At 70.2% G+C, this 25,763-nt stretch carries 26 protein-coding genes; 4 read left to right on the top strand and 22 right to left on the bottom strand.

Going from position 1 to position 25,763, the window contains the following annotated elements; translation table 11 throughout:
* Positions 1 to 37: 37 nt before the first annotated feature.
* The gene (locus GXY35_10625; protein NLW95031.1) at positions 38 to 1,324 is read right to left on the bottom strand and encodes a (Fe-S)-binding protein; all 1,287 of its coding nucleotides are present in this window, start codon (positions 1,322 to 1,324) and stop codon (positions 38 to 40) included.
* Positions 1,325 to 1,388: 64 nt separating this feature from the next.
* On the bottom strand, positions 1,389 to 2,771 hold the full coding sequence (locus tag GXY35_10620; GenBank protein NLW95030.1) for an FAD-binding protein: 1,383 nt from the start codon (positions 2,769 to 2,771) through the stop codon (positions 1,389 to 1,391).
* A gap of 189 nt (positions 2,772 to 2,960) precedes the next feature.
* Here GXY35_10620 and GXY35_10615 point away from each other — a divergent pair, with 189 nt between their 5' ends.
* The 3 genes from GXY35_10615 to GXY35_10605 all read left to right on the top strand — a co-directional run bounded on the left by GXY35_10615 (position 2,961) and on the right by GXY35_10605 (position 6,061).
* Complete coding sequence (locus GXY35_10615; GenBank protein NLW95029.1) at positions 2,961 to 4,268, top strand: thymidine phosphorylase; 1,308 nt, start codon at positions 2,961 to 2,963, stop codon at positions 4,266 to 4,268.
* A 96-nt stretch (positions 4,269 to 4,364) separates the two neighbouring features.
* Complete coding sequence (locus tag GXY35_10610) at positions 4,365 to 4,745, top strand: ComEA family DNA-binding protein (protein ID NLW95028.1); 381 nt, start codon at positions 4,365 to 4,367, stop codon at positions 4,743 to 4,745.
* An 83-nt stretch (positions 4,746 to 4,828) separates the two neighbouring features.
* A complete protein-coding gene (locus GXY35_10605) occupies positions 4,829 to 6,061 on the top strand; it encodes a 3'-5' exonuclease (protein ID NLW95027.1) in 1,233 nt (410 codons plus the stop codon).
* Here GXY35_10605 and GXY35_10600 read toward each other — a convergent pair.
* The 20 genes from GXY35_10600 to recG all read right to left on the bottom strand — a co-directional run bounded on the left by GXY35_10600 (position 6,048) and on the right by recG (position 25,315).
* Positions 6,048 to 6,503, bottom strand: coding sequence for a beta-hydroxyacyl-ACP dehydratase (locus GXY35_10600; protein NLW95026.1), 456 nt, complete (start codon positions 6,501 to 6,503; stop codon positions 6,048 to 6,050). The genes GXY35_10605 and GXY35_10600 overlap by 14 nt on opposite strands.
* 4 nt (positions 6,504 to 6,507) lie before the next feature.
* Complete coding sequence (locus GXY35_10595) at positions 6,508 to 6,936, bottom strand: holo-ACP synthase (protein NLW95025.1); 429 nt, start codon at positions 6,934 to 6,936, stop codon at positions 6,508 to 6,510.
* Entirely contained in the window at positions 6,914 to 7,297 is a 384-nt protein-coding gene (locus GXY35_10590; GenBank protein ID NLW95024.1) for an acyl carrier protein, read from the bottom strand. Before GXY35_10590 ends, GXY35_10595 begins: the two co-directional genes overlap by 23 nt.
* 101 nt (positions 7,298 to 7,398) lie before the next feature.
* The gene (locus GXY35_10585; protein NLW95023.1) at positions 7,399 to 8,157 is read right to left on the bottom strand and encodes an SDR family oxidoreductase; all 759 of its coding nucleotides are present in this window, start codon (positions 8,155 to 8,157) and stop codon (positions 7,399 to 7,401) included.
* Between the two features lie 22 nt (positions 8,158 to 8,179).
* A complete protein-coding gene (locus tag GXY35_10580; GenBank protein ID NLW95022.1) occupies positions 8,180 to 8,650 on the bottom strand; it encodes a beta-hydroxyacyl-ACP dehydratase in 471 nt (156 codons plus the stop codon).
* Positions 8,651 to 8,690: 40 nt separating this feature from the next.
* Positions 8,691 to 12,350, bottom strand: a complete 3,660-nt coding sequence (gene smc, locus GXY35_10575; protein NLW95021.1) for a chromosome segregation protein SMC — start codon at positions 12,348 to 12,350, stop codon at positions 8,691 to 8,693.
* 47 nt (positions 12,351 to 12,397) lie between these two features.
* Positions 12,398 to 13,600, bottom strand: coding sequence for an electron transfer flavoprotein subunit alpha (locus tag GXY35_10570; GenBank protein NLW95020.1), 1,203 nt, complete (start codon positions 13,598 to 13,600; stop codon positions 12,398 to 12,400).
* A 55-nt stretch (positions 13,601 to 13,655) separates the two neighbouring features.
* Positions 13,656 to 14,441 carry an electron transfer flavoprotein subunit beta/FixA family protein gene (locus GXY35_10565; GenBank protein NLW95019.1) on the bottom strand — a complete coding sequence of 262 codons (786 nt, stop codon included), beginning with the start codon at positions 14,439 to 14,441 and terminating at the stop codon, positions 13,656 to 13,658.
* A gap of 49 nt (positions 14,442 to 14,490) precedes the next feature.
* A complete protein-coding gene (locus GXY35_10560; protein ID NLW95018.1) occupies positions 14,491 to 15,651 on the bottom strand; it encodes an acyl-CoA dehydrogenase in 1,161 nt (386 codons plus the stop codon).
* Positions 15,652 to 15,775: 124 nt separating this feature from the next.
* Positions 15,776 to 17,014, bottom strand: a complete 1,239-nt coding sequence (fabF, locus tag GXY35_10555) for a beta-ketoacyl-ACP synthase II (protein NLW95017.1) — start codon at positions 17,012 to 17,014, stop codon at positions 15,776 to 15,778.
* Positions 17,015 to 17,047: 33 nt separating this feature from the next.
* Complete coding sequence (locus tag GXY35_10550) at positions 17,048 to 17,293, bottom strand: acyl carrier protein (protein NLW95016.1); 246 nt, start codon at positions 17,291 to 17,293, stop codon at positions 17,048 to 17,050.
* Positions 17,294 to 17,342: 49 nt separating this feature from the next.
* Complete coding sequence (gene fabG, locus GXY35_10545) at positions 17,343 to 18,080, bottom strand: 3-oxoacyl-[acyl-carrier-protein] reductase (GenBank protein ID NLW95015.1); 738 nt, start codon at positions 18,078 to 18,080, stop codon at positions 17,343 to 17,345.
* Positions 18,080 to 19,051, bottom strand: coding sequence for an ACP S-malonyltransferase (gene fabD / locus GXY35_10540; protein ID NLW95014.1), 972 nt, complete (start codon positions 19,049 to 19,051; stop codon positions 18,080 to 18,082). The genes fabG and fabD overlap by 1 nt, the downstream gene beginning before the upstream one ends.
* A 29-nt stretch (positions 19,052 to 19,080) precedes the next feature.
* Entirely contained in the window at positions 19,081 to 20,106 is a 1,026-nt protein-coding gene (locus GXY35_10535; GenBank protein NLW95013.1) for a ketoacyl-ACP synthase III, read from the bottom strand.
* Positions 20,107 to 20,111: 5 nt separating this feature from the next.
* On the bottom strand, positions 20,112 to 21,122 hold the full coding sequence (plsX, locus tag GXY35_10530; GenBank protein ID NLW95012.1) for a phosphate acyltransferase PlsX: 1,011 nt from the start codon (positions 21,120 to 21,122) through the stop codon (positions 20,112 to 20,114).
* A gap of 4 nt (positions 21,123 to 21,126) precedes the next feature.
* Entirely contained in the window at positions 21,127 to 21,309 is a 183-nt protein-coding gene (rpmF, locus tag GXY35_10525; protein ID NLW95011.1) for a 50S ribosomal protein L32, read from the bottom strand.
* Positions 21,306 to 21,785, bottom strand: a complete 480-nt coding sequence (locus GXY35_10520; GenBank protein ID NLW95010.1) for a DUF177 domain-containing protein — start codon at positions 21,783 to 21,785, stop codon at positions 21,306 to 21,308. Before GXY35_10520 ends, rpmF begins: the two co-directional genes overlap by 4 nt.
* 92 nt (positions 21,786 to 21,877) lie before the next feature.
* The gene (gene coaD, locus GXY35_10515) at positions 21,878 to 22,363 is read right to left on the bottom strand and encodes a pantetheine-phosphate adenylyltransferase (protein NLW95009.1); all 486 of its coding nucleotides are present in this window, start codon (positions 22,361 to 22,363) and stop codon (positions 21,878 to 21,880) included.
* A 203-nt stretch (positions 22,364 to 22,566) separates the two neighbouring features.
* Positions 22,567 to 23,202, bottom strand: a complete 636-nt coding sequence (gene rsmD, locus GXY35_10510; protein ID NLW95008.1) for a 16S rRNA (guanine(966)-N(2))-methyltransferase RsmD — start codon at positions 23,200 to 23,202, stop codon at positions 22,567 to 22,569.
* A gap of 13 nt (positions 23,203 to 23,215) precedes the next feature.
* Positions 23,216 to 25,315 carry an ATP-dependent DNA helicase RecG gene (gene recG, locus GXY35_10505; protein NLW95007.1) on the bottom strand — a complete coding sequence of 700 codons (2,100 nt, stop codon included), beginning with the start codon at positions 25,313 to 25,315 and terminating at the stop codon, positions 23,216 to 23,218.
* 175 nt (positions 25,316 to 25,490) lie between these two features.
* Here recG and GXY35_10500 point away from each other — a divergent pair, with 175 nt between their 5' ends.
* The gene (locus GXY35_10500; protein NLW95006.1) at positions 25,491 to 25,721 is read left to right on the top strand and encodes a 50S ribosomal protein L28; all 231 of its coding nucleotides are present in this window, start codon (positions 25,491 to 25,493) and stop codon (positions 25,719 to 25,721) included.
* Positions 25,722 to 25,763: the final 42 nt, after the last annotated feature.

Raw genomic sequence — 25,763 nt, 5'->3', positions numbered from 1 at the left:
CGGGGCGGGGCGGATGATGCGCCTGAACCGGGGATTGTCACCTGCTCAAGGTGAGGAACCCGGAGGAGGACGAGGAGCTGCCGGGCAGCGGCAGGCGCCCCTTCAGGAAGCTCCTCTCGTACAGCTGGGCGACGTGCACCACGGGATTTCCCATCCCCTGCCGCGCGAGCTGGTCCTCGAGCTGGAGGATGCAGCCCGGACAGGAGGTCGCCACGATGGTTGCCCCGCTCGCGCGGATCGAGGCGACCTTCGCCTCCCCCAGGAGACAGGAGATATCGTAGTGGGAGAGACTGAAGCTGCCGCCGAGACCGCAGCAGTCCCCCGCCCTGTCCATCTCCACGTAACGGGCACTCCGCCGGAGGACCTCCCGGGGCGGCTCCCCCACCCCCCTGCCCCACCGCAGGTGGCACGGATCGTGGTAGGTGACCGTGTCGTCGAGGGGGAGGTTGCTGTAGCCGAGGCGCGCGTGTATGAACTCGGAGATGTCGGTGATCTTCGCCGCGAGCGCCTCGGCCCCCCCGAGCAGCCGCGGATAGTCCCGCTTCATCGTGAGGGCGCACGAGGCGCACCCGAAGACGACCGCGTCCACCTTCCCCGGCTCTAGACAGGACAGGTTGCGCCGGGCGAGGCGGCGCGCCGCCTCCTCGTCGCCGGAGGCCAGTACCGGCGCCCCGCAGCAGAGCTGGGCCTTCGGGACGATCACGTCCACGCCGTGCAGCGAAAGGATCTTCAAAATCGACGCGGCGATGTCGGGATAGACGTAGTTGAGCAGACAGCCGAGGAAAAGCGAGACCTTGATCTCCCCGCGCCCCTTGTGCAGCTCCGGAAGCGAATGCAGCGCCGAACGCCGGGCGAGCGCGGGGACGCTGCGCCGCCCTTCGTAGAGGAGCGGAAGGTGGCGCAGCGGCTGCGCCCGACTCCTGCGGAGAAACCGCTGGGTGAAGCGCGCGAGACGCACCGCCGCGTCGTAGAGCCGGCGGCGGGGGAGGACGTGCCGGAACAGCAGGCGCGCGGGGAGCGGGATGCCGAACCGGCGCGCCGCCATCTCCCGGGCGCGCTGCATCAGAAGATCGACGCGGACGCCGCTGGGGCACTGCTCCACGCAGCGCGTGCACCCGTAGCAGCTCGTCAGCAGCTCGGCTGCGCGCGCGCTGAACGGCGCGGCGCCGTCGAGGATCGACTCCATCAGGTTGATGCGCCCGCGGGCTGCCCGCGCTTCGTCCCTGGTGGCGAGAAACGTCGGGCACACGGCGCGGCATTTCCCGCAGCGCGCGCAGCGCGCGATCTCCTGCCGCAGCTCGTGTATGCACGGATCCGTCGCCATGGGGCGCGCCCCCTCCGAACCGCCGCCCGCACCGCGCGCGGGGCCCGGCCCGGTTCCCTCGGAATCAGTCCGGGAATATCTTGCCCGGATTGAGGATCTCATTCGGGTCGAGGAGTCGCTTGATGCTCCGCATCAGGGCGATCTCGCGCGCCCCGACCTCCCAGCTGAGGAAGCGGGCCTTGGCGGTGCCGATCCCGTGCTCGCCCGAGATGCTCCCCCCCGCCTCCAGCACCAGGCGGAACAGCTCCTCGACCGCCTTCTCCGCCCTCCCCCGCTCCGCCGCGTCCGCGGTGTCGTAGAGGATGTTCACGTGGATGTTTCCGTCGCCCGCATGCCCGAACGAGGCGATGGCGACCCGGTTCCGCTCCGCGATCGCGGCGGCGCCGCGGAGCAGATCCTTCATCCCGCTCAGCGGCACGCAGACATCCTCGTTCAGCTTGCCCGGGCTCAAGGCATAGAGGGCCGGAGACGCCGCCCGGCGTATCTCCCAGAGCAGGTCGGCCTCCGCCCGGTCAGGCGGACAGTCGACGGCGAGCGCGGAGGAGGATTCAAGGAGCCCCGCCATGCGCCCAACCTCCCGGGACGCTTCCTCCGCGCTGCCATCGGACTCCGCGAGGACGATCGCCCGGGTGCCCGACGGCATCGGGAACGGCTTATAGGCCACGATGCACCGGATGGTCATCTCGTCCATCAGCTCGAGCGTCCTGGGCAGGATGCCGCTCCGCATGACGCCGTGCGCCGCGTCCACGGCGTCGTCGACACGCCGGAAGAACGCCATCACCGTCCGCACGCACGCCGGGAGGGGGATGAGGCGCAGGACGGCGCGGGTGAAGACGCAGAGCGTCCCCTCGGAGCCGACCAGGAGGCGGCCAAGGTCGTACCCGACCACGCTCTTCAGGGTCCGGCTCCCCGTGTGGACGATCTCCCCGGTCGGCAGCACCGCCTCCGCCGAGAGGAGGTAGTCGCGGGTCACGCCGTACTTCACGCAGTGGAGCCCCCCCGCGCACGCCGCAAGCGTCCCCCCGACGGTGCAGAACCCGCTGCTCGCCGGGTCCGGCGGGTAGAAGAGGCCTTTCCGCTCGACGGCGGCCTGGAGGTCGGCGAGGACCACCCCGGGCTCGACGACGGCGACCAGGTCGTCTGGATCGACGGAGAGGATGCGGTTCATCCGCGCCATCTCGAGCGCGATGCCGCCGCGCAGCGGGGACGCGCCCCCGGTGAGCCCGGAACCGGCCCCGCGAGGGTAGACGGGCACGCGCCGCTCGTTGGCGAGGCGGAGCACGCCGGAGACCTCCGCGGCGGTGGCGGGCCGCACGACGACGTCGGGCACGGCGCGCACCTTCGCGGCGTCGACGCCGTAGCAGGCGAGCTCCTCCGGCGCCGACACGACGTGGTCCTCTCCCACGACGGCCGCAAGGGCCGCGAGGAGGCCTTTGGCATCGTCCATTTAGCGGTTTCCTCCCGCCGCCGTGCGCGGCGTGGCACCATGGTACCATCGCCGGGGAGGGGCTTCAATCCTGCAACGGGGCCCCCGGTCGATCTTCGTCGATCTTCGGCGTTGACTCCGCCGCGCGCGATCGTCTACCATGGCACCCTGCACGCTGCACGCACCACCATCCACGGGAGGGCGCCGACGATGCGCGCGTACGAGATCATCCTCAAGAAGCGGGACGGGAAACGCCTGGAGGACCGCGAGATCGAGTTCATGATCGAGGGGTACACGAAGGACGCCATCCCCGACTACCAGATGGCGGCGTTTCTGATGGCGGTCTTCATCCGCGGGATGGCGCCGGAGGAGACCACGGCGCTCACGATGGCGATGCTCCGCTCGGGGGACACGATCGACCTGGGCGCGATCGGCAGGAAGACCGTGGACAAGCACTCCACCGGCGGGGTCGGCGACAAGACGAGCCTGGTTCTGGCCCCGATCGTCGCGGCGAGCGGCATCCCGATCCCGATGATGAGCGGCCGCGGCCTCGGTCACAGCGGCGGAACGCTCGACAAGCTCGAGTCGATCCCCGGATTCCGCACCGACCTCACGGAGGCGGAGTTCGTCGAGGCGATCAAGGCCACCGGGCTCGCCATCATCGGGCAGACCCGCTCGCTCGCCCCGGCCGACAAGAAGATCTACATGCTCAGGGACGTGACCGCCACGGTGGACAGCATCCCGCTCATCTGCGGCAGCATCATGAGCAAGAAGCTCGCCGCGGGACCCGACGCCTTCGTCTTCGACATCAAAACCGGCAACGGCGCCTTCATGAGCACGATGCCGCTCGCCGAGGAGCTCGCCCGCACGATGACCGCCGTGGCGAAGAACGCCGGAAAGGATGTCGTGACCCTCATCACCGACATGAACCAGCCGATGGGCCGCGAGATCGGCAACGCCCTCGAGATACGCGAGACGATCCGGGCGCTCAGGGGCGATTGTCCGGAGGATCTGAAGGAGCTCGTGCTCGGGCTCGCCCAGTGGATGATGGTCTTCGGCGGCGTCGCCGGGAACGTCGATGAGGGGCGCCGCATCGCCGAGGAGAACCTGTCGGGAGGCAAGGGCCTCGAGAAGTTCAGGCAGATGGTCGCCCGGCAGGGCGGCGACCCGTCGGTCGTGGACAACCCGGATATGCTCCCCACCGCCGCGCACCGGGGGGAGATCGTCGCGGCGCAGGACGGATGGATCGGGTCCGTGGACACCCTCGAGGTCGGTCTCTGCGGCGTGGCGCTCGGGGCCGGGCGCGACAGCGTGGATGCGAAGATCGACATGGCGGTGGGCTTTACCGTCAACAAGAAGATCGGCGATGCGGTGAAAAAGGGCGAGAGTCTCCTGACCGTCCACTACAACGACCAGAAGAAGGCCGACGCCGTCCGCGGGCGTCTCCAGAGGGCGTTCCGCATCCAGGGCTCGCCCGCGAAAAAGCCGCCGATGATCTACGAGACCGTCACGCCGTAAACGGCGGGGACGGCCGGTGCGCCGGGGGCCGTCGAGCCAGCCGGTCCGGCGGGCTCGGCGGCTTTTTGGGACTTGCCGCCCACAGGGGGGCATGCTATGCTTTTCGGATCAGGGAAAGGAGGTGTATCCATGAGGTGCCTGGCAGCAGTGGTGCTTCTGGCGGTGGTCGCCTCGTTGCTGTGCGTCTCGCCCCTTCAGGCGCAGTGCAAAGAGGGACAGGTGGACATCAACACGGCGACAGCGGCCCAGTTGAGAACGGTCAAGGGCATCGGCGAGAAGAAGGCCGAGGCCATCATCGAGGGGCGCCCGTACAGCAGCGTCGACGACCTGGACAGGGTCAAGGGCGTGGGCGCGAAGACCCTCGAGAAGTGGCGCGAGCATCTGTGCGTGGGCAAGAAGAAGGCCGCCAAGGCCTCGGTTCCCGCAGCGGTTGAGGAGCCGCAGGAGGAGGAAGCCAAGCCCGCGGAGATCGAATAGCGAGTCGCATGGGGCGCGCGGAGGGGGACCCCGAACGGGTCTCCCTCCGCCGTTTTTTCGGCGCAGACAAAGGCGGCGGGGATGTGAAGCCTTTCAAGGTTCCCGCGTGCATCGACGGATACCTCAGGGACCGACTGCGACCTCCGTATGCGGTCTCCTCGCCGCTGCGCTTCCCCCTCCTCCCTTCCCCCCCTCCTTCGGGCGTCGAGGGCGCCGTCGAGGCGCTCCTGGACGCCGCCGCCGCGCAACGCCCCGTTGAGATCTCGGTCGAGGATTCCGGGGATGCCGTCGCTGCGGCGGCGATCGTCCTGGCCCTCGCGGCCCGCCTCGACATCCCCGCGCCCCGCCTGCAGGGCGATCTGTTCGACGCCGTTCCCGCGCGGCCGAGCCTCCGGGTGACGGTTCAGGGCACACGACTCGGAATCCTCGAGGGCGGGGCGGGCGTTTCGATTTGTCCCCCCCCGGGATGCTCGCTTTCCGGAGCGGCGCTCGCCTTGGTGGACGCCGCGGCGCGCCGCGGCGCCTTGGACTATCCGTCCGACTTCGTCGCATTCGATTTCGAGACCACCGGCAGGGACCCGTGGGCGGACGAGATCATCGAGATCGGCGCCGTCAGGTTCGCCGACGGCGCCGAGGTCGAGGCCTACTCGACCTTCGTGAAACCCGGCGGCCCCATCCCCGAGGAGATCAGCGGGATCACGGGGATCACGGAGGAGATGGTGCGGGACGCGCCCGCGGCCCCGGACGCGCTGCGGGGACTCCTCGGCTTCTGCGGGGGGCGCATCCTGGTCGCCCACAACGCCCCCTTCGACCTCGCCTTCCTCCGGCAGCAGACGCTGCTCGGCCTCGGCCGCGAGGCGGGGGGGCGCGCCGAGGACACGCTCGCCCTCTCCCGGTGGCTCCACCCGGACGCGCCCGGCCACCGTCTCGGGGATATGGCGCGCCTGATGGGCATCGCCTTCGAGGGGTGGCACCGGGCGGTGAACGACGCGCGGGCGGCCGCGCTGCTCTACCTCGCGCTCCTGAGGGAGGGGGCGGGGGCGATCCCCGAGCTCAGGGTGCGGGAACAGCTCGAGCTCGCCGCGCTGGGGACGCTCGCGTCGGGGCTTCCGCTGGAGGGGGCGAACGGCCTGCTGGTGACGCACGGGATCAGGATGGCAACGCGCGCCTTCGGGCTCCGGGGCTGCGCGCGCGCCGAGCGGCTGGACCCGCCGCCACCCCCGCGCGCGGTGGCGGAGATGCTCCTCTCCCTCGACGACCGGGTGAAGCAGCGCGCCGCGCTCCACCTGCTCGCCCCCGCGGTCAGCCCCCGATGAATTGGGAGAACGTCCCCGCCTCGAAGACGAACCCGCGCGCACCGAGCTTCCCGGCGTCCTCGGCGCCGAGGAGCGCGAAGAAGAGCGTCGCCTGCGCGACCTCCTCACCCTGGCGGGTGATGCGGCAGGCGACCCGCGCCCCCTCCTCCCGCCGCTCCTCGATTCTGGCGGTCACCTGGAGGCGGTCGCCGGGGCGGGTGAGCGCCGTGAATACGGCCCGGTCGATCTTGGCGAGGATGACATCGCGCCGGAAGCCGTGGAGCTTGCCGACCAGGATGCCCCCGGTCTGCGCCATCGACTCGATGAGGAGGCTGTGGGGCATCAGGGGGAACGACGGATACTGGTCGTGCATGAAGTCGAGGTCGGACGGGACCGTGCGGACCGCCTCGGCGGACTCCCCCGCCGCGGTCTCGCGCCACTCCTCGATGTGAATCCAGCGCATCGAATCACCCGTACAGGATTGCGCACGCCACCGCGTGCCCGCGCGTCTTCGCGACGGAGAGCTCGATCGACGACGCGCCCATCTCCCGTCTCCTCCTCTCCGCCCCCCCCGAGAGCCGGACCTCCCAGCGGCCTCCCGGCGTCCTGACCACGGAGACCTCGCGCCACCGCGGCCCCTGCCCCCACCCGCGCCCCAGCGCCTTGAAGACCGCCTCCTTGCCGGCGAAGGCGCAGGCGAGGCGGAGGTCCCGCCGCACGGATGCCGGGCCGCCGCGCGCGGATAACTCGGCGGGGGTGAAGACCCTGCGGAGGCGCGGCGTCCCGTGGCGGAGGAGACGGGCCATGGAGCCGATCTCGACGATGTCCGCGCCCACGGAGAGGGGAACCGGGCGTCCGGGCGTCCCTCCCCGCTCAGCCGAGCATGCTCTCGACATAGCGGTTGATCATCTCGACGGTAAAGAGGTTCGAGAAGTTGCTCACGCGGGGGTCCTTCTCGAACGAGGCGAGGTTCGCGCACGGCATCCGCTTCCTGAGTTCCTCGATGCCCCGCGCGGTCACCTTCCCGTCCTTGACGAACTGGTCGTTGGAGAGGATGTTTTCGGGGAAGAGGCCGCCGCGGGGGATCTTGATGCCGAACGCCTTCTCGAGCCTGAAGACGATGTCGAGGAAATCGATCGACTCGGCCCCGAGATCGTCCATGATGCGGGCGCCGGGAACGATCTCGGCCTCCTCGACGCCGAGCGCCTCCACCAGACACTCCTTGATCTTCCCGTAGACTTGGCTCTTGTCCACCATCTCCCCCTCCTGCTCGTATTCCGGACGCCGCGCCCGACGGCGGCGCAGTGCTCACGCGTTCGTTGTCCGCTGCCTCCGCGACGTGAGACGCGAATAGAGAATTATTCTATCGCAGCGCCGAGGCCGCCGTCCACAGCAATCACCTGCCCGGTCAGGTACGAGGCCGCGGCGGAGGCAAGGAACAGGACCGTCCCGACGATGTCTTCGGGCTCCGCGAAACGCCGTGCGGGGATCCGTTTTTTGAGCCTGTCGCCGGCGAGCCCGCGCACCGTCTCCGTCATCTCCGTCACCACCATCCCCGGGGCCACCGCGTTCACGGTGATCCCGCGCGGCGCCAGTTCGAGCGCTGCCGCCCGGGTCAAGGCGTTCAGCCCCCCCTTCGACGCGGCGTAGTTCGCCTGGCCCCGCCCGCCGCGCTCCCCGGCGAGCGACGAGACGTTGATGATCCTCCCGGACCTCCGGAGCACCATCCCCGGGACGACCGCGCGCATGCAGTAGAAGGCGCCGCTCAGGTTCGTGTCGATCACCTCCCGCCACGCCTCCGTCTCCATCGAGGCGAGCAGGGCGTCCCGCACGACCCCGGCGCAGTTGACGAGGATCTCGATCGGTCCGTGCGCCGCCTCGGCCGCCGCCGCCGCGGCCGCGACCGCCTCCGGGTCGCCCACGTCGCAGCAGATCGCCATCGCCGCCGCGCCGTGCCTCCGCATCTCGGCGACTGTGCGCTCCGCGGCCGCACGGTTCCTGGCGTGGATGACGGCGACGGAGGCGCCGCGCCGGGCGAACGCGAGCGCGATCGCCCTCCCGATGCCCCGCGCGCCCCCGGTGACCAGCACCGACGCGCCCGTGAATACGGCCTCCATCAGCCCTCCCGCCTCGACTCCGTCACAATCCCCTGTCGCACTCCATGAGCGAGGGGAGCCGCTCCTCCAGAAGCCGCGCGATCGTCTCGTCCGTCTGAGCCAGTCCGGGGCCGAGTCGGGCGAGGGGCACCCGCCTGAGGACGAACCGCCCGAGGACGGCGTTTTTGTCCCCCGTCCTCCCGCTCCCCTTGAAGGAGGCCTCGCCGCCGCCTCCGTGCACGAGCTCCACCTCGACCCTGAGTTCGTCGCCGGGCTTCACGACGTTCCCGTAGCGCACCGCCCGCGCCTCGCGGAGGACGATGACCGGCGGGGAGAACCCCTCGCTCAGACGCATCAGCCAGGCGCCGGCCTGCACCATCGCCTCGAGCATCAGCACCCCGGGCAGGATCGGAAACGAGGGGAAATGGTCGGCGAGGTACTCCTCGCCGCGCGACAGCACCTTCAGCGCCGAGAGGCGTTTCCCCTTCTCATACCCGACGATCCTGTCGATCATCGACAACGACATCCCGCCCCGCCTTTCCGGAACGAACGCCTCATGCAGTCCCCCCGGCGTCCGGCTCCGCCTCGCCGGTCCCGGTCCCCGCGCCCGCGGGGGCCGGCTCCGCCTCCGCCGCCGCCGAACCGGGGGCGGCGGGGCGCGCATCCCGGCGATGCCCCTTCCCGAACTTGACGGAGACGACCTTCGAGACCCCGGACTCCTCCATCGTGATCCCGTACATCACGTCGGCCATGCTGATGGTGCGCTTGTTGTGCGTCACGATGATGAACTGCGTCTGCGCCAGGAACTGCCCGAGCATCCCGAGGAAGCGGTTGATGTTCGATTCGTCGAGCGGGGCGTCGATCTCGTCGAGGACGCAGAACGGGCTCGGCCGCACCTTGAAGATCGCGAACAGGAGCGCCACCGCCGTCAGCGCCCGCTCCCCGCCGGAGAGAAGGGAGATGGGCTGCTGCTTCTTGCCCGGGGGGCGCGCGACGACGTTGATGCCCGCCTCAAGGAGATCCACCCCCTCCTCCAGGAGGAGGTCCGCGCCCCCCCCGCCGAAGAGCTCCCGGTAGATCCCCTTGAAATTCCCCCTGATCGCCTGGAACGTCTCGGAGAACATCCGGGTCGTCTCGGCGTTGATCCTCGCGATCGCCTTCACCAAAGACTCCTTGGCGGAGAGGAGATCGGCCTCCTGCGTGGTGAGAAACGTCAACCGCCCGGCGAGCTCCTCGTGCTCCTCGAGCGCCACCATGTTGACGGGCCCGATGCGGCGGAGCTTCTCCCTGAGTTCCGCCCCCTCCGCCTCGAGCGCCGCCCACTCCTCGGCGGAGGCGTCGTCCGCGGCGGGGACCGGATCGTCTCCGTACTGCTCGCGGATGCGCTCGACGACACGGGCGCGTTCCGCGCCCCGCTCGGCGAGGGACACCGCGACCGCCGCGGCCCGGTCCTTCACGGCGCCCATCGCCGCGACCTTCTCGCGCAGAAGCTCGTCCAGTTCCCGCTGCCGTTCGTACAGCGAGGATTTGCGCGCCTCCCGTTCCCGCGCGTCGGTCTCGGTCGTGTCCCGCTCGGCGAGGAGGGCGTCGATCGAGCGGCGCAGCTCCTCGTTCTCCGCGGCGAGCTCGAGGCGCCGGGACGCCTCGCGATCGCGCTGGGCGGTCCTGGCGGCGAGCGCCTCCCTCCCCTTCGCGATTTCTCGCGCGACGCGCTCGCGATCGGCGCGGAGCGCGCGTTCCCGCGCCCCCGCCGCCGCGAGCCGCATCTTCACGTCGACGGCGGCGGCCTGCCGCTCCTCGAGCCCCCGGCCCGCCGCCTCCGTGTCCGCCTGCGAGGCGGCCAGGTCGTCCTGGATCGACTTCTCCCGCGCCTCGCTCTGGGCGATCTCCCGCCCGATCCGCTCCTCGCGGGAGGCCGACTCGCGCCGCTGTTCCTCCAGCTCCGCCGCCTCCAGGCGCACCGCCGCGAGCTCGGCCGCGAGCCGCTCGAGCTCCCCCGCGGACTGGGCCTCCTCGGTCCGGGCCTCCGCGAGCTCGATCTCCCCCCGGCGGAGCGTCTCGCGCGCCGCCCCAAGCGCCTCCTCGCGCAGGCGGCACTCCTCCTCCCGCCCGTTTCGCGAGGCCGTGTGCGCCTCCCGGTCCCGGGAGAGCGTTTCGGCGCGCTTCGAGAGCGCGTCGAGGTCGCGATCGCGCGTGATGAGCGGCGACGCGGCGCGCCCTCGTCCCACCGTCTCCATCGGCCCGCCGGCGACCAACAGCTCCCCGGAGAGCGTGGCGAGGCGCGTCCCGGGGGCGCACGAGCCGAGCAGGGCCGCCGCGGCGGCGAAATCCCGGACAAACCAGGTGTCGCCGAGCAGGAAATCGGCGGCCGCGGCGGCCTCCGGGTCGCAGTCGACCCGGTCGCGGGCGCATCCGACGATCCCGTCGCCGCTCGGGGGAGGGAGGGCGCCCTTCGCCGCGAGGCCGGCGCAGGGGAGAAACCCCGCGTCGGAGACGTCGCCCAGAAATTCGATCGCGGCGCGGGCGTCCGCGACGGAGCTCGTCAACAGGTACTGGAGCGCGTGCCCGAGAGCCGCCTCGAGGGCGCGCTCGCAGCCGGGGTGCGCCCTGATCCTCTCGGCCGCCGCCCCGATGACGCCCACCAGGGCGGACCCCGGACGCCCCGCCTCTCCCAGGACGGCCCGCACGCCTTCCGCGTAGCCCTCGCGGGACGCGCGGTAGCGCGCCAGAACCGCGCGCTCCGACTCAACGCAGGCGAGCTCCTTGTCGACGGCGCGGATCGCCTCCCGCGCCCGCGCCGCCTCGGCGCCTGCGTCCGCCGCAACCTTCGCCGCCCGTTCCACCCCGGCCGCCGCCTCGCGGCACGCCGCCTCGAGCTGCTCCCGGCGCGCCTTCCGCTCCCGCAGCTCCTCGCGCGCCCGCCCCTCCTTCTCGGCGAGCTCGCCCTCCTCGACGCCGAGGCGGGCCCCCCTGAGCTCCGCCGTACGCGCGCCGTAGCGCAGCCCCGAGAGCTCGTTCCGGTTCTGCGAGGCGCGGTTGATGAGCTCGATCAGCTCCCCCCGCTGGCGCTGGGTTTGCTCCTCGGCCGCGCGCAGCGCCAGGCGGAGCTCCTCGCACGCCTTCTCAGCCGCCTCGAGGTCCGCGGTCGCGGCCCGGCACTCCGCCTCGGCCGCCGATTGCGTCTCGGCGAGCGCCCGCTCCTCTTTCTCGAGCGCCGACAGCGCCTCCCCGAGCTCGGCGATCTCCCGGGCGCAGGCGCCCTCGCGCTCCTCCAGCTCCCGTATCTGGCGCTCGTTCGCCTCGATGCGCGTCCTGCCGCCCTCGATGCTCCCGCTCACCCCCACGCGGCGGGCCTGGACGGAGTCGAGCTCCTCGTCGATGGCCCGCAAGCGCTCGTGCAGCGCCTTCCCCTCCTGCTCTAGCGCGGCGATCGTGTTCGTCGCCTCCTGCTCGTCGCGCCGCGCCGCGTCCCGTTCGACCCGGATCGCCTCGATCGCGGCGTCGAGATCCGCGAGCCGCTTCCCCGCGCAGCGCAGGTCGATCGCCTTCAGCCGGTCCCCCGCCTCCCGCGCCCGCCGGGCCCGCGCGGCCTGGCGCTCCACGGAGACGAGCTGCCTCCGCACCTCCCTGATGATGTCGCTCAACCGGACGAGATTCTCCTCCGTGGAGTCGAGCTTGCGGAGCGCCTCGCGCTTCTTCTCCTTGTATTTGGTGATCCCCGCCGCCTCCTCGAAGATGAAGCGCCGGTCCTCCGGCTTGGAGCTCAGCACCATGTCCATCTTCCCCTGCTCCATGATGGAGTAGGCGCTCAAACCAATGCCGGTGCCCGCGAACAGATCCTCGATGTCCTTGAGGCGGCACGGGGCGCGGTTGATCAGGTACTGCCCCTCGCCGGAACGGAAGGCGCGGCGCGTGACCGTGATCTCGCGGTAGTCCACGGAGAGGGCGGCGCCGACGTCGGTGAGGGTGAGGGACACCTCGGCGAGGCCGAGGGGCTTGCGGAGGTCGGAGCCGTTGAAGATCACATCCTCCATCCTCTGGCCCCTGAGGAGACGCGCGTTCTGCTCCCCGAGAACCCAGCGGATGGCGTCAGCGATGTTGCTCTTGCCGCAGCCGTTGGGACCGACGATCGCCGTGACCCCTGGCTCGAATTCGATGCGGGTCCGGTCGGCGAACGACTTGAATCCCGAGAGATCGAGGGATTTGAAATGCATAACTCTTCACGCACCGGGGGCGGCGGACGCGGTGCGGGCCCCGTCCGTCATCGCCCCGCCTTCCTTCGGCGCTGGATCTCTCTGGTGAGGCGCGGGACTATCTCGAACAGGTCGCCGACGATGCCGAAGGTCGCGACCTTGAAGATGGGCGCGTCGGGGTCCTTGTTGATGGCGACGATGGTGTCGGCTGACTGCATCCCCACGAGGTGCTGTATCGCGCCGGAGATCCCGCACGCGATGTACAGCTTCGGCTGGACCGTCTTCCCCGTCTGCCCGACCTGGTACGCGTAGGGCACCCAGCCGGCGTCGACGGCCGAGCGCGACGCACCGACCGCAGCGCCGAGGGCCTTGGCCAGCTCCGAGAGGAGGGCGAACTGCTCCGCCCCCCGCATCCCCCTGCCCCCCGACACGATGACGTCGGCGTCGGCGATGTTGACCGTCCCGGCCGTCTCCTCCACGCTCTTGAGGACCCGCGCGCGCGTCGACAGCTCCTCCTCCGCGCACGGGATCTCGACGATCTCCCCCGCGCGGCCCTCGTCGGGCGCCGACGCCTTCATCACCTTGGGACGGACGGTCGCCATCTGCGGCCGGTGCCGCGCGCACAGGATCGTCGCCATGATGTTGCCGCCGAACGCGGGGCGCGTCTGCGCCAGGTGCCGCGTCTCCTCCTGGATCTGGAGCCCGGTGCAGTCGGCGGTGAGGCCGGTGCCGAGCTCCACGGCGACGCGGGGGATGAGCGCCCTGCCGATGCAGGTGGCGCCGGCGATGACGATCTCCGGCTTCTGCTCCCGGATGATCCGCGCGAGGATCCTCGCGTAGGCCTCGTCGTTGAACCCCTCGAGCGCCTTCGACTGGGCGACGAGCACCCGGTCGGCGCCGAAGGCGATGAGGCGTCGGGCCTGCGGGGCGACATCGTGTCCGATGAGGACCGCCGTCAGCGCGCCGCCGGCGTCCTCGGCGAGCCGTCGCCCGGCGCCGAGCAGCTCGAACGAGACGTTCTGCACCGTGCCGCGCTTCTGCTCGGCGACCACCATCACGCCGCGGTAGCCCGGCGGCGCGGAGGGGACGGCCCCGTCCTTGCGCAGCACGAGCGCGTCGTACGGGCAGGAGTCGACGCAGGCGCCGCAGAGCGTGCAACGGTCGTTGACCTGGACGATGGAGCTCTCGATCGAGAGGGCGTCGTACGGACACGCCTTCAGGCACGCGCCGCACCCGACGCACTTCTCCTCCACCACCTCGAGCCGCGCCATCGCCGCTTCTCCTGCGGATGTCCGGGGGCGGAAACCGTGCCGCGCCCGCCGGCCCTCAGCCGAGCTTCAGCTTCTCGATCTCGTCGAGGAGCTGCCCGACCTGCTCCTCGGGCTCCCCCTGCAGCATCCTGCCGGCGCCCCGCTGGGGAGGCGGGAAGACCTTCTCCACCCACGTCGGGGAGCCATCCAGGCCGATCCTGGCGGGATCGGCGTCCATCTCCGCGGCGCTCATCGTGCGCAGCGCCGCCTTCTTCGCCCGCATCTTCCCCTTCAGCGAGGGGAGGCGGGGCTCGTTGATCTCTTTGGTCACGGTGAGGAGGGCCGGCAGCGGGGTTTCGACCAGGTCGTACCCCTCCTCCATCGACCTCTCGACCGTCAGCCGCCCGTCCTGCACCTCGACGATTTTGCGCACGCAGATCGCCTGCGGCAGATCGAGCTGGACCGCGATGCCGGGGCCGACCTGCGCCGTGTCGCCGTCGCTCGCCTGCTTCCCGCACAGGATCAGGTCAAAGGCGCCGAGCTTCCGGATCCCCTGGGCGAGGACATAGGAGGTGGCGAGCGTATCGGAGCCCTTGAAGGCGGCGTCGCAGAGGTGGACCCCCTCGTCGACGCCGAGCGCGATCGCCTCCCGGAGCGCGGACGCGGCCTGCGGCGGCCCCATCGTGATCACGGTGACGGTGCCGCCGTGCTTCTCCTTCAGGCGGAGCCCCTCCTCGATCGCGTACGCGTCGAACGGGTTGATGATGCTCGGGACCCCCTCCCGGATGAGGGTCAGGGTTTCCGGGTCCATCCTCACCGAGGTGGTGTCGGGCACCTGTTTGATGCAGACGATGATCTTCATCGCAGTGGAGATGAAAACGCGGGTTTCCGCAGCCCCCGATCGTTCACCCTCAGTCCTTCTTCCCCGCCAGCTCCTTGACCATCTGGGAGGCGATGATCGTGCGCTGGATCTGGTTCGTCCCCTCGTAGATCTGGGTGATCTTCGCGTCGCGCATCATCTTCTCGACCGGGTACTCCTTCATGTAGCCGTAGCCGCCGAGGATCTGGACCGCGTCGACGGTGACCTGCATCGCCGTATCGGAGGCGAAGACCTTCGCCATCGCGGACTCCTTGGAGATCCGCTTCTCCCCGCCGTCGATGGCGCGCGCGACCGCGTAGACGAGGGAACGGGCCGCTTCGATCTTGATCGCCATGTCGGCGAGCATGAACTGCACCCCCTGGAAGGAGATGATCGGTTTGCCGAACTGCTCGCGCTGCCGCGCGTACGAGGCGGCCTCGTCGAGCGCCCCCTGCGCGATCCCCACCGCCTGCGCGGCGACCCCGGGGCGCGACGCGTCGAACGTCTTCATCGCCACGATGAATCCCTGCCCCTCCCGGCCCAGCAGGTTCCCGGCGGGGATGCGGCAGTCCTGGAAGACGAGCTCGCGCGTCGCGGAGGCGCGGATGCCGAGCTTGTTCTCCTTCTTCCCGAAGTCGAAGCCCGGGGTGCCCTTCTCCACGATGAAGGCGCTCGCGCCGCGCGAACCGCGGGACTTGTCGGTCATCGCCACGACGGTGTAGATCTCCGCCTCGCCGCCGTTCGTGATCCATTGCTTGGTCCCGTTGAGGACGTAGCTGTCGCCGTCCTTGCGGGCGGTCGCCTGGATCGCCCCCGCGTCGCTGCCGGCGCCCGACTCGGTGAGGGCGAAGGCCACGAGGCGCTTCCCCGCCGCGATCGCGGGCAGATACTTCTTCTTCTGCTCCTCGCTCCCGAAGAGGAGGAGCGGGAAGGTCCCCAGGGCCGTGGCGGCGAGGCAGAGCGAGATGCCGCCGCAGACCCGGCTGAGCTCCTCCACCGCGATGCAGAGGTCGAGGACGCCCCCGCCGGTCCCCCCGTACTCCTCGCCGATGTAGACGCCGAACAGGTTCGAGTCGGCGAGGACCTTCACGATCTCCCAGGGGAATTCCTGCGCCTCGTCGAGCTCCGCCCGCACGGGGAGGATCTTCTCCCGGGCGACGGTGGCGGCGATCTCCTTGATGAACTGCTGCTCCTCGGTGAGGAAATAGTTCATGGCGTCCCTGTAGCTCCCGTCTGTCCGGCCCCCGCGCCGAGGCGGGGGCGTCCCTGTGCGTTCGCCGCGCCCGGCGCGCAAGACGGCGCCGCCGGGATGGGGTGCGGAGGCGGTGCGGGCGGCGCTACGCCTCGAACTTCCGCACGGCGAGCGTCGCGTTCTGGCCGCCGAACCCGAACGAGTTGGAGATCGCGATGGTGACCGTCTGCTCCCGCGCCGTGTTCGGCACGCAGTCGAGGTCGCACTCCGGATCCGGGTTCTCGTAGTTGATGGTGGGGGGGATGATGCCGTGGATGATCGTGTACACCGTGCTGATCAGCTCGACGCCCCCGGCGGCGCCCAGCAGGTGCCCGAACATCGACTTGTTCGAGCTCACCGGCATCGTGCGGGCGCGCTCCCCGAATACCGCCTTGATCGCCTGCGCCTCGCACCGATCGTTGAACTCCGTGGATGTTCCGTGCGCGTTGATGTAGTCGACCTCGGCGGGGGGGATACGGCCGGTCTCGAGGGCCATCCGGATGCACGCCGCCGCCCCCTCCCCCCCCGGGGCGGGGGCGGTCATATGGTAGGCGTCGGCGCTCGCCCCGTACCCGACGAGCTCCGCGTAGATCCTCGCGCCGCGCTTCCGCGCGTGGTCGAGCTCCTCGAGGACGACGATCCCGGCCCCCTCCGCCATCACGAAACCGTCGCGGTCCCGGTCGAACGGGCGGCTCGCCCGCTCCGGGGCGTCGTTGCGCGTGGAGAGGGCCTTGAGGGCGCAGAAGCCCGCGAAGCCGAGAGGGGTGACCGCGGCCTCGCTGCCGCCGGCGATCATCGCGTCGGCGGCGCCGGAGCGCAGGACGAGAAACGCCTCGCCGATGGAATGCGCCGCCGAGGCGCATGCGGAGACGATGCAGCAGTTGGGCCCCTTCACCTTGAGCTGCATCGCGATCATCCCGGGGGCCATGTTGACGATGAGCATCGGGATGAAGAACGGGGAGATGCGCTGGGGGCCCTTGGTCACCATCAGGGTGTGCTGGTCCTCGATCGTCTTGATGCCCCCGATGCCGGAGCCGACGATGACCCCCACCCTCCCCCGGTCCTGCGTCTCGAGGTCGATCCCGGAGTCGGCGACGGCCATCTTCGCGGCGGCGACGGCGAACTGCACGAAACGGTCCATCCGCCGCGCGTCCTTGGGACTGACCCACGCGCCGGGGTCGAACCCCTTGACCTCCCCCCCGAACCTGGTCGGGAACGGGGAAGGATCAAAGGCGGTGACGCGGCCGATGCCGCTTCGGCCGTTGCAGAGCGCCTCCCACATCCGGGGAGCGCTGTTGCCGTTGGGGGCAATCGCGCCCACGCCGGTGATGACTACACGCCTCACGCCGTCCCGCTCCTCTGTCCCGGACCCGGCACCCTACTCGTGCTTCTGACAGCGCTCCTCGATGTACTTGATCGCCTCGCCGACGGTCTTCAGATTCTCCGCGTCCTCGTCGGGGATCTCCGCATCGAACTCCTCCTCGAGCGCCATCACGAGCTCCACCGTGTCGAGGGAATCGGCCCCGAGATCGTCGATGAACGACGCGTCGGGCGTGACCTCGTCGGGGTTGACCCCGAGCTGCTCGACCACGATATCCTTGACCCTTTGCGCGATATCCGACATGATACACCCTCCTCTTGTGTGCGACCGATTCCGCCCGAGAACGCCCCCCCTACATGACCATTCCGCCGTCGACCACGATGGTCTGCCCGGTGATGTAGCTCGCGAGATCCGAGGCGAGGAACAGGGCGGCCCCCGCCACGTCGGCCGGGGCCCCGAACCGTCCCAGCGGGATCATCGCCTGCATCCTCCCCTTTATCTCGTCCGGGAGGACGCCGGTCATCCGGGTCTCTATGAATCCGGGGGCGACGGCGTTGACGGTGATCCCCCTGGAGGCGAGCTCCTTCGCCACCGACTTCGTGAATCCGATGAGCCCCGCCTTGGAGGCCGCGTAGTTGGCCTGCCCCGCGTTGCCGATCAGCCCGATGATCGAGGCGATATTGATAATCCTGCCGGCGCGCTGCCGCAGCATCGTCCGGGCGACCGCCCGCGTCACGTTGAAGGCGCCCTTCAGATTGACGGCGATGACGGCGTCCCAATCCGCCTCGGCCATCCTCAGGATAAACGTATCCCTCGTGATGCCGGCATTGTTGACGAGTATATCAATCCGCTTCATCGAGTCAACGATTTTGTTCACCGCCGCCTGCGTCTCGTCCGACCGGGAGATGTCCACGGCGAGGGCGACCGCGCGGCGGCCGAGCGCCTCCGCATCGAGGCGCGTCTTCTCGAGCGCATCGGCGTCCCGGTCGAGCAGGGCGAGATCCGCCCCCTCCCGCGCAAAACGCAACGCGATCTCCCTCCCGATCCCCTGGGCCCCTCCGGTCACGAGCGCCGCCTTCCCCTCCAGCATCACGTCGCACCTCCCGTATCCGCGGCCAGGGCCGCCCGCAGCCTCTCCAGGCCTTTGAGGTCCCCGACGTTCGCCGCCCTCTGCGCCCGGTCGATGCGGCGCAGGAGGCCGCTGAGGACCCTTCCGTGCCCAAGCTCGATGAAGAGCCCGGCCTTCATGCCGATGATGAACCGCACGCTCTTCTCCCAGAGCACCGGCGCGCAGAGCTGGCGCACCAGCGCCCCGCGGATCTCCTCCGGGTCCGTGGCGGGAAGCCCGGTCGCGTTGGCGATCACCGGGTACCGCGGCGGGGAGATCGTGGCCGCCGCCACCGCCTCGCGGAGCCGCTCCTCGGCCGGTTTCATCAGGCGCGAATGGAAGGCGCCGCTCACCTGGAGCCTGACCACCTTCTGGGCGCCCCGGCGCCCGGCCTCCTCCATCGCCGCCTCGACGGCGGCCACGCACCCCGAGATCACGACCTGCCCGGGACAGTTGAGGTTGGCGATGCCGATGACGCCGCGCGTCTCCTGCGCGGCGCAGATCTCCCCGACCGTTTCCGGGGAGAGGCCGACGATCGAGGCCATCGCGCTCGAAACCAGGTCGCACGCCTCCTGCATCGACTCGGCGCGCCGCCGCACGAGTGTGAGCCCGTCGGCGAAGGAGAGGGATCCGGCGGCGACGTGCGCGCTGAATTCGCCGAGGCTCAGGCCCGCGGCCGCAATCGGGACGGGAAGCCCCGGCACGGCGGCGAGGAGGGCCTTGAGGCATGCGATGCTGACGGTGAAGATGGCGGGCTGGCTGTTCTTCGTCAGGGAGAGTTCGGCCTCGGGGCCCTCGAAGCAGAGCCGCGCGAGGTCGAAGCCGAGCAGCCCGTTCGCCTCGTCGAAGACCCGGCGCGCCTCGGGGAAGGCGCCGGCGATCTCCCGGCCCATCCCCGGCTCCTGGGACCCCTGTCCGGGGAAGATGAAGGCGATCCGTTGCGCGGATGCCATTCGACGCCCCTCCCGCCGCGGCCGCGGCGTCAGACCGTCAGCACCATCCCGCCCCAGGTGAGACCGCCGCCGAAGGCGACCACCAGGACGCGGTCGCCGGGCCGGATCGCGCCGCGGCGCATCCCCTCCTCGAGGGCGACCGGGATGGAGGCGGCCGAGATGTTGCCGCAGTGATCAACCGTGACGTAGACCTTCTCGAACGGAACAGCGAGCTTCTTGGCGACCGCCTTGAGGATCCGCATATTGGCCTGGTGCGGGATCACCCAGGAGATCTCTCCCGCGGTCATGCCTGCGCGCTCGAGCGCAATCTCCGCCGCGTGGCACATCGCCGTCACCGCCTGCTTGAACGTCTCCTTCCCCTCCATCCGGAGATAGTGGAGACGTTTGTCGACCGTCTCGCGCGAGGCGGGGGTCCGCGACCCGCCCGCGGGCAGGTAGAGCAGCTTCTGGAAGCGCCCGTCCGCGCCGAGGTAGGCCGAGTGGATGACCGGCCCCTCCGCCCCGGTCGGCGCGAGGACCGCCGCCCCCGCGCCGTCCCCGAAGAGGACGCAGGTGTTCCGGTCCTCCCAGTCGGTGATCGCCGACAGTTTCTCCGTCCCGATGACGAGGGCGTTGGCGTAGCGGCCGTTGCGCACGCATTGCCAGGCGATATCCATCGCGTAGATCCAGCCGCTGCAGGCGGCGTTCAGGTCGAAGCAGGCGGCGCGGAAGGCGCCCAGATGTTCCTGGACGATGCAGGCGGTGGAGGGAAACGCCATGTCGGGGGTGACGGTGGCGATGATGATGAGCTCGACGGCATCCGGCGCCAGGCGCGCCCCGGAGAGGGCCTGCCGGGCGGCCTCGAGAGCGAGGTCGGAGGCGGCCTGGTCGTTTCGCGCGATCCGGCGGGTTCGGATGCCGGTCCGCTCCACGATCCACTGGTCCGAGGTGTCGACCATCTTCTCGAGGTCGGCGTTGGAAAGCACCCGCTCGGGGGTGTAGGCGCCGAGGCCGACGATGCCGACCCTGCGCACGCACGCCGTCTCCACGCCGCCGGTCTGTTCGGGATTCGCCATCGCCGTCACTGCGCCTCGTAGAGCGACGCGACCTTCTCGGTGATCGCGTCGTTGACCTTGTAGTTCACGAAGCTCTCCGCCACGCGGATGGCGTTGCGAATCGCCTTCGCGTTGGAGCTCCCGTGGCAGATGATGCAGTTCCCGTTGACCCCGAGAAGCGGGGCGCCGCCGTACTCGGTGTAGTCCCCGCGGCGCGCGATGCGCTTGAACGACCCTTTCAACAGGAGGCCGCCGAGGCGGTGCCAGAAGTTCCTCGAGACCTCCTCCTTGATCATCTTCATCATCGCCCAGGCGAGCCCCTCGGTGCACTTGAGCACGACGTTGCCCACGAAGCCGTCGCAGATGATCACGTCCACCTTGTAACCGTAGACGTCGCGGCCCTCGACGTTGCCGATGAAGTTGAGGTTGGCGTCCTCGAGGATCGTGAAGGTGTGCTTGACGAGGGCGTCGCCCTTGCCCCGCTCGGTGCCGATGCTGAGGAGGCCGATCCGCGGGTTCTCCTTGCCCTGCACGAGGCGGGCAAACGCGTCGCCCATGATGGCGAAACCGAGGAGGTGCTCGGGCTCGCAGTCGATGTTCGCCCCGGCGTCGATCAACACGCCCACCCCCCACGGGGTGGGGAGATAGGTGGCGATCCCGGGCCGGTCGATCCCCTTGAGGAAGCGCCACTTCAGCTTCGTGGCGGTGATGACGGCCCCGGTGTTGCCGGCGGAGATCATGGCGACGGCGTCGCCGCGCTTCACCAGATTCGCCGCCTCGCCGATGGAGGAGTGCTTCTTCTTCCGTATCGAGGTGATCGGGTTCTCGCCCATCTCGATCACCTCGGGGGCGTGGACGAAGGAGATGTTGCGGGCGGCCTCGGGCTTGTCGAAGCGCGCGACCTCCTTCCGGAGCTCCTCCTCCCGGCCGACGAGAACGATCTCGCGCTCCGGCTTGTGCTCGATCGCTTCCAGCGCCCCCTGCACGATGGCGCGGGGCGCGTGGTCACCCCCCATTGCGTCGAGTGCGATCTTCACGCGTTCACTTTTCCTTGATCGTCATCACCCGCCTGCCCTTGTAGAAGCCGCAGGCGGGACAGGCCCGGTGGATGGGTCTGGGTTGGGAACATTGCGGGCAGATCCCGGGGCTCGAAACCGCCAGTGCGTGGTGGGACCTGCGCTTCCTCGTGCGGCTCTTGGACTGTTTGCGCTTCGGCGTCGTCATCGGTCTTTCTCCGGGGGAGGTTCAAGCCCCTCAAGGGCGTTCCACCGCGCGTCCCCGCGCGGGGGCGGACAGGAACACGGCTCCAGATTGCGGTCTCTGCCGCATCGGGGGCACAACCCCCTGCACTCCGCCCGACAGAGCGGCTTCAGAGGCAGGGCAATGATGATATCTTCGCGCACACTCTCCGTCAAGTCGATTATCTCCCTCTCATGGACCGTGCGGGTGAAGAAATAGCGGGGGACCCTGAGTCTCTCCCCGTAGGTCTTCAGGCATCGGGAGCAGACGAGTTCGAGGGGGAGCTCGAGGCTCCCCCGCGCGATAAGCTCGCGGCCCGCCAGCTCCAGGCGGAGGTCGTACTCGAGCGGGCCGGCGGGGGCGATCCCCGCGCACTCGAGCGAGAGCCCGTGCGCATCGAGCGCGCCGGCGAGCCCCATCCCCTCGGGAGGGATCTTCTGGATCTCCAGCACGATACCCATGCACACCCTCCCCTGCCGCGCGGCGGCGCACGGTACGGCCGCGCCGTTTCGCGGACCCGGCGCGGACGGCGCCGTCGCCTGGCGGGACCGCGTCACCGCTTCCTCCCCCCCTTCTCCCGCAGCATCGCCGCGACCGATTCGGAGACGAAATCCCGCACGTCCCCACCGAGGGCGGCGATCTCCTTGATCATCCGGGAACTGAGGTAGGAGTACTGCTCGCTCGGCATCAGAAAGATCGTCTCGATCTCGTTGTAGATCTTGCGGTTGGTGAGGGCCATCTGGAACTCGTATTCGAAATCCGAGAGCGCCCGAAGCCCCCGTATGATCACCCCCGCGCCGCGCCGCTTCGCGTAGTCCACGAGGAGGGTGTCGAAGCTGTCCACCTCGACGCCGGGGATCTCCTTGGCGGCCTCCCGCAGCATCCCGAGGCGCTCCTCGACGCTGAAAAGCGGGGACTTCCCCTCGCTGACGGCCACGGCCACGACGAGGCGGCCGAAGATGCGCAGGGCGCGTTCCATCACGTCGATGTGCCCGTAGGTGACCGGATCGAAGCTCCCCGGATAGATCGCCAGCGTCATGACAACCTCGCTGTTTCGCGGCGGAGGCTGCGGGAGAAGGGGCCACAACCGATCCCGCCGCGGTTCTCGACGGATCGACGCGGTCGGCGCATCGCGCGTTCGTCGAAGTCGCGCACGCCGAAAGGTCCCGTGGCGCCCCGCGGCAGGACCGTGGTGTTCCTCCGCGCCCCCGACGGCGCGCACCAACCGCCCGTCCGACGCCGTTACGGAACGGTGAAAAAGGAGAGCGCCGTCTCCCCATAGCGGCGCTGCTCCAGCATGCGGAGGACCCGGAGACCGTCCGGGGGCTCGTCGAACCTGCAATGCTCCGCCGCCACGAAGGCGCCGCGGGCCAACGTAGCACAGCCGTCGAGCGCGAGCAATATCTTTCTGAACTCGCTCGCCCCGTTGCGCAGGCGCGGAACGCGGGGGGTATCGCCCCCCGGAGGCGCCCCCCTGCCTCCGTGCGGCGCCCTCGCCCCGGTGGCGTACGGAGGATCGACGAAGACGAGGGTGAAGCGCCCCGCGGGCCCCGTCGGCAGCTCGAGCGCCCGGGCGGCGTCGAGGCGCAGCACCGCGGCTCTTTCCCCGAGGCCGAGTGCGGCGATGTTGTCCCGCAGCACGAGGCAGGCGGCGGGCGACTTCTCGACGAAGAGGCAGGTCGCGGCGCCGCGGGAAAGGGCCTCGATCCCGAGATTCCCCGTTCCCGCGTAGAGATCGAGCACCCTGGCGCCGGCGACGCGCGGACCGAGGACCGAGAAGAGCGACTCCTTCACCCGGTCAGCCGTGGGGCGCACGGCGACCCCGCGCGGCGCCCGCAGCCGCCTGCTTCCGAACTCACCCGCGATGATGCGGACCATCGCAGCCGCCCCCCTACCCTGTCACGCCCAGCAGGAACCTCCCCTTGTAGTTCCTGCGTACCAGCGCCCGCAACGGCGCGTGCTCCTCCTTTTTCAGCATCCGGTCCTCCTCGGCGATCCGATTCGCCGTTTCCCGGGCGCGATCGAGGAGCTCCCGATCGCCCGACAGGTCCGCGAGCCGCAGGTCCGGCCCCCCGTGCTGCCGGTCCGAGAAGAATTCCCCCGGCCCCCGCAGGGCGAGGTCCATCTCCGCGATTTTGAAACCGTCCGTCGTGGAGACGAGCGCCTCCAGCCGCTTGCTCGCCTCCTCCGTCGCGGGCTCGCCCGCGACCAGGAAGTACGACCTCCCCTTTCCGCGCCCGATCCGCCCGCGCATCTGGTGGAGCTGCGAGAGGCCGAACCGCTCCGCGTGCTGCACCAGCATGATGCACGCCGCCGGCACGTCGAGCCCCACCTCGATCACCGATGTCGCGAAGAGCACCTTGATCGCCCCCGCGCGAAACCTCTCCATCACCGCGTCCCGTTCCTCCCGCGGCATCCTGCCGTGGAGCACCCCCACCGCGACGTCAGGGAAGACCTCGCGTTTGAGTTTCTCCGCCATCCCGGTCGCGTCGCCGAGCGGCAGCTTCCCGCTCTCCTCGACGAGCGGGTAGACGATGTACGTCTGCTTCCCCTTCAGCGCCTCCCCGCGTATGAATCCGAGCGCCGCCGCCAGCTTCTCCGGGGGGACGAGGTGGGTCGTGACCTTCCCGCGCCCCGGCGGCATCTCGTCGAGGATCGAGACGTCGAGGTCTCCGTAGAGGGTGAGGGCGAGCGTCCGCGGGATCGGCGTCGCCGTCATCACCAGCACGTCCGGATTGCTCCCCTTGGCCTTGAGGCGCGCGCGCTGCGCGACGCCGAACCTGTGCTGCTCGTCCACGACCACGATCCCCAGGCGCGAGAAGGCCACCTCGCGCTGGATCACCGCGTGCGTCCCCACGACAAGCGCCGGCCGGTCCCGGCGAATCGCCGCGCGCACCGCCTCCTTCTCCGCCGCCTCCATCTCGCCGATGAGCAGGTGCGGCGCGATCCCCGCCGGGGCGAGGAGCGCGGTGAGCGTCCGCCAGTGCTGCGCGGCGAGGATCTCCGTCGGGGCCATCAGCACCCCCTGGTGCCCCGCGTCGACGGCGGTGAGGAGGGCCGCCGCCGCGACGACGGTCTTGCCCGACCCGACGTCGCCCTGGAGGAGCCGGTGCATCGGATGGGGCTGCGCCATGTCGCCTCGGATCTCGCCGATGACGCGCCGCTGCGCGCCGGTGAGGGGGAACGGGAGCGCCGCGAGAAACCGGCGGTACCGCGGGCCGTTGCCGGCGGACCTCGCCGCGCCGGGCTTCTCCGCGAGCTGCCGCTTCTTCAGCACCATCGCCAGGGTCATCAGCAGGAACTCGTCGAAGACGAGGCGCCTGCGCGCGCGTTCGAGCTCCGCCGGGGTGCCGGGGAAGTGGATGCCGCGCAGCGCCGCGGCGGTCGCGCAGAGACCCAGGGCATCTCGGAGGGCGGGAGGAAGGATGTCGGGGACCGAGCCGGCGAATCTCTCGAGGCACGCGTGCACCATCCCGCGGAGAGCGCGCTGTCCGAGGCGCTCGTTCGCCGGGTAGACCGGGACGATCCGCCCCGTATTCAGGAGGTCGTTTCCCTCCCCCCCGAGCACCTCGAACTCCGGTCCGACGATCTGGAGCTCGGGCCGCCTCTGGACCTTCCCGGTCAGGATCAGTTCCTGCCCCACGGAGAAGCGCCGCTCCAGAAACGGCTGGTTGAACCAGGTGGCATAGACGACGCCGGTGTCGTCCCCCACCGCGAGCTGGAACAGACTGAGCCCGCGCCTCAGCCGCTTTGTCCCCATCGTGAGGATCCGGCCCCGCACCGTCTCCTCCCTCCCCTCCTCGAGGTGCGCGATCCTCCGTATCTGCCGCCGGTCGTCGTAGCGGCGGGGGTAGTGGCGGAGCAGATCCATCACGCTGCGGACGCCGAGCGTCTCGAGGAGGGCCGCCCGCCGCGGCCCTACGCCCTTCACGTACTGGACCTTCACCCCGTCCAGATCTTCCCTTTCGGGATTCGCGCCCTTCGGACCCATCCCGCCCCTCTCGCCTGTTTCCCCGCACAGGCGGACCTCGCCGTCGCGGCACCCCGTACGGGTTCCGTCGGTTCCGGCGGGGAAAGTATCTCAACCTTGGCGAGAAAAGTATTGCACAAACGCCCCGGGGCGTCTATTATGCGGGCCTACACGCTGAGATCAAAGGAGTCACCCGATGGCGAGAGTATGTTCGATCTGCGGCAAGCGCCCGGTGGCGGGCAGGAGATACGTGCGGCGCGGTTTGGCGAAGAAGAAGGGCGGCGTCGGCAGGCGCATCACCGGCGTGGCCAAGCGGCGTTTCATGCCCAACCTCCAGAGCATCCGCGCCGTCATCGACGGCACGACGAAGCGGATCCTCATCTGTACCGGCTGCCTCAAGGCCGGCAAGGTCACCAAAGCTGCCTGACCGCAGACGTTGTATCCAATTGCTTGCCCTGCAATGAAATGC

The organism is Chlamydiota bacterium, from assembly GCA_012729785.1.
GTDB lineage: Bacteria > Auribacterota > Tritonobacteria > UBA1439 > UBA1439 > UBA1439.
Note: the sequence above shows the minus strand (reverse complement) of the source record. Positions and strands in the feature narration are given on the sequence as shown.

What these genes read in the sequence shown, in the direction of transcription:
- GXY35_10535 (NLW95013.1), bottom strand. Translation starts at nt 20,106, where the DNA reads ATGGCGAATCCCGAACAGACCGGCGGCGTGGAGACGGCGTGCGTGCGC.
- rsmD (NLW95008.1), bottom strand. Translation starts at nt 23,202, where the DNA reads ATGGTCCGCATCATCGCGGGTGAGTTCGGAAGCAGGCGGCTGCGGGCG.
- recG (NLW95007.1), bottom strand. Translation starts at nt 25,315, where the DNA reads ATGGGTCCGAAGGGCGCGAATCCCGAAAGGGAAGATCTGGACGGGGTG.
- smc (NLW95021.1), bottom strand. Translation starts at nt 12,350, where the DNA reads ATGCATTTCAAATCCCTCGATCTCTCGGGATTCAAGTCGTTCGCCGAC.
- GXY35_10550 (NLW95016.1), bottom strand. Translation starts at nt 17,293, where the DNA reads ATGTCGGATATCGCGCAAAGGGTCAAGGATATCGTGGTCGAGCAGCTC.
- GXY35_10600 (NLW95026.1), bottom strand. Translation starts at nt 6,503, where the DNA reads ATGCGCTGGATTCACATCGAGGAGTGGCGCGAGACCGCGGCGGGGGAG.
- GXY35_10500 (NLW95006.1), top strand. Translation starts at nt 25,491, where the DNA reads ATGGCGAGAGTATGTTCGATCTGCGGCAAGCGCCCGGTGGCGGGCAGG.
- GXY35_10610 (NLW95028.1), top strand. Translation starts at nt 4,365, where the DNA reads ATGCTTTTCGGATCAGGGAAAGGAGGTGTATCCATGAGGTGCCTGGCA.
- GXY35_10580 (NLW95022.1), bottom strand. Translation starts at nt 8,650, where the DNA reads ATGATCGACAGGATCGTCGGGTATGAGAAGGGGAAACGCCTCTCGGCG.
- GXY35_10625 (NLW95031.1), bottom strand. Translation starts at nt 1,324, where the DNA reads ATGGCGACGGATCCGTGCATACACGAGCTGCGGCAGGAGATCGCGCGC.
- GXY35_10595 (NLW95025.1), bottom strand. Translation starts at nt 6,936, where the DNA reads ATGTCGAGAGCATGCTCGGCTGAGCGGGGAGGGACGCCCGGACGCCCG.
- rpmF (NLW95011.1), bottom strand. Translation starts at nt 21,309, where the DNA reads ATGACGACGCCGAAGCGCAAACAGTCCAAGAGCCGCACGAGGAAGCGC.
- GXY35_10615 (NLW95029.1), top strand. Translation starts at nt 2,961, where the DNA reads ATGCGCGCGTACGAGATCATCCTCAAGAAGCGGGACGGGAAACGCCTG.
- GXY35_10590 (NLW95024.1), bottom strand. Translation starts at nt 7,297, where the DNA reads ATGGTGGACAAGAGCCAAGTCTACGGGAAGATCAAGGAGTGTCTGGTG.
- GXY35_10520 (NLW95010.1), bottom strand. Translation starts at nt 21,785, where the DNA reads ATGGGTATCGTGCTGGAGATCCAGAAGATCCCTCCCGAGGGGATGGGG.
- GXY35_10560 (NLW95018.1), bottom strand. Translation starts at nt 15,651, where the DNA reads ATGAACTATTTCCTCACCGAGGAGCAGCAGTTCATCAAGGAGATCGCC.
- fabG (NLW95015.1), bottom strand. Translation starts at nt 18,080, where the DNA reads ATGCTGGAGGGGAAGGCGGCGCTCGTGACCGGAGGGGCCCAGGGGATC.
- GXY35_10570 (NLW95020.1), bottom strand. Translation starts at nt 13,600, where the DNA reads ATGGCGCGGCTCGAGGTGGTGGAGGAGAAGTGCGTCGGGTGCGGCGCG.
- fabD (NLW95014.1), bottom strand. Translation starts at nt 19,051, where the DNA reads ATGGCATCCGCGCAACGGATCGCCTTCATCTTCCCCGGACAGGGGTCC.
- coaD (NLW95009.1), bottom strand. Translation starts at nt 22,363, where the DNA reads ATGACGCTGGCGATCTATCCGGGGAGCTTCGATCCGGTCACCTACGGG.
- GXY35_10585 (NLW95023.1), bottom strand. Translation starts at nt 8,157, where the DNA reads ATGGAGGCCGTATTCACGGGCGCGTCGGTGCTGGTCACCGGGGGCGCG.
- GXY35_10565 (NLW95019.1), bottom strand. Translation starts at nt 14,441, where the DNA reads ATGAAGATCATCGTCTGCATCAAACAGGTGCCCGACACCACCTCGGTG.
- GXY35_10620 (NLW95030.1), bottom strand. Translation starts at nt 2,771, where the DNA reads ATGGACGATGCCAAAGGCCTCCTCGCGGCCCTTGCGGCCGTCGTGGGA.